This window comes from Methanococcoides seepicolus, from assembly GCF_023684405.1.
In the GTDB taxonomy this organism is placed as follows: Archaea; Halobacteriota; Methanosarcinia; order Methanosarcinales; family Methanosarcinaceae; genus Methanococcoides; species Methanococcoides seepicolus.
In genome coordinates this window covers 1-1,562 of record NZ_JAGSOI010000135.1, presented here as the reverse complement: position 1 = coordinate 1,562, position 1,562 = coordinate 1, and the positions used below count along the sequence as shown (strand labels likewise).

The following is a 1,562-nucleotide window of genomic DNA, read 5'->3' as shown; positions in this document are numbered from 1 at the left end:
GTTCTTTTTATGATTGGAGCTCTTGCACCTGGGACAGTTCATGCATAAATATAGGTCCTAATAACATAAAAACTCTACTTAAATACCAATGCCTTAAAATTTACTGAATACGCCAAAAATGCACTAATCCTCTTATCAAAAATATGACTTTTCTATCGATTACACCGATGGTCCTTACATGGTAAAACAGATATTTCCAATTCGGGATATGTACGAGGATAACCAAAAAAGTCAACAAACTCATTTCATAAACCTTAATTTACATTATTGACAAAAAAACGGTTTGAACTATCTGCCCTATCTGTAGAAAAAGGCAAAACAAAAATTGGTTCCCTCACTACTTCATGTGTCTGATAATACAAGAAGTAAAAGTAAAATCACCTGTAAGCTTATAATTGGCAAGGTAAATATCTGGATTTGTTGGATTTCCATAGATCCCATCTATCGGGTTTTTGGAAGATGTAGCATGATTTAGAAAATCGCTATCATCTTCCTTACTTTATGGAGCTTTATTTTTTTTACTTTTCTTTTTCAAATGAAATTTTTATTTATTTTTGCGCTTAACAATGATAATTGCACCTACCAATGAAACCAGTATCAATCCGAATAGTCCAGTAACAAGTGCAGAGGACTCTGCTTCTGATGATGGTACATTCTCGTTTGTAGTTTCAATTTCAGCTCCATCTCCTGCTAAAGCAATGCTCTCAAATTCATTTACCTCATCTGGGCTATCCTGGATTCCAGAGTTATCCTGGACCACTGAATCATCAAATGAAGGTGAACTAAAACTTGAGGGTCCGCCAAGTGATCCGGATGCAACTGATTTCTCAGCTGATTTTTCACTTACGACAGGGGCTGATGATGTAATGGTTGTAGATACTGTGGCTCCCGGGACTGCATTTTTGAGGGTAGTGGAGTTAACAAGGTCTGTTTCGACACCATTCACATAGAACTTAAGATTTTCGTAATCATCGGGTTCACTGGTTATTAACAACCTGTTAGTAGGCGAATCGCCATATACTCCTGCGGAGCCTACGGTAGTTGTACCGACTACATGTTCTCCAAGTTTGACTGTAATTTCAGTTCCCACAGGTGCTACTTCTCCATCAATAGTAACTTCTCCTCCTACAATTAAAGGAAGTGATGGACTAGCTTCAGAAGCAGTACTTACAGGGATCGTTGCCATTGCAAATAATAATAGGAATATCTGTAAGATAATTGTGTATTTTGTAAAGCTCCTTTTCTGGATCATATAATCACCCTTAAATATAAAATAAAAGAGGTGAGTTAAAAACTCACCCATATTTTTCGACTTTCGGTCTCATACCTCCATTAGAAGCCCGCAAGGATGTCTTCCTGGGTTACATAGACCCAGAATCCCTCGTATGGACCCATATCGAAGATGTCTGTTCCTACATGGATACCAGAGATCACTCCAGTTTCACCATTGTGTCCTACCTGCTCATAGGTACCGGTTGCTGAGTCATAAGGACCTATGACAACCATGTAAGATTCGTCTATCGAACCAAGCATCATTTCAGCTGGCAGGATAGCCATGGAAT

Annotated in this window: 2 protein-coding genes; both read right to left on the bottom strand. The window is 38.3% G+C overall.

Annotation, left to right across the window (positions count from 1 at the left end; all coding sequences use genetic code 11):
- Nucleotides 1–544: 544 nt before the first annotated feature.
- Nucleotides 545–1,252, bottom strand: coding sequence for a hypothetical protein (locus KDK67_RS14045; protein WP_250869470.1), 708 nt, complete (start codon nucleotides 1,250–1,252; stop codon nucleotides 545–547).
- Nucleotides 1,253–1,332: 80 nt separating this feature from the next.
- On the bottom strand, nucleotides 1,333–1,562 hold a 230-nt coding region (locus tag KDK67_RS14040), incomplete at its 5' end, for a hypothetical protein (protein ID WP_250869469.1).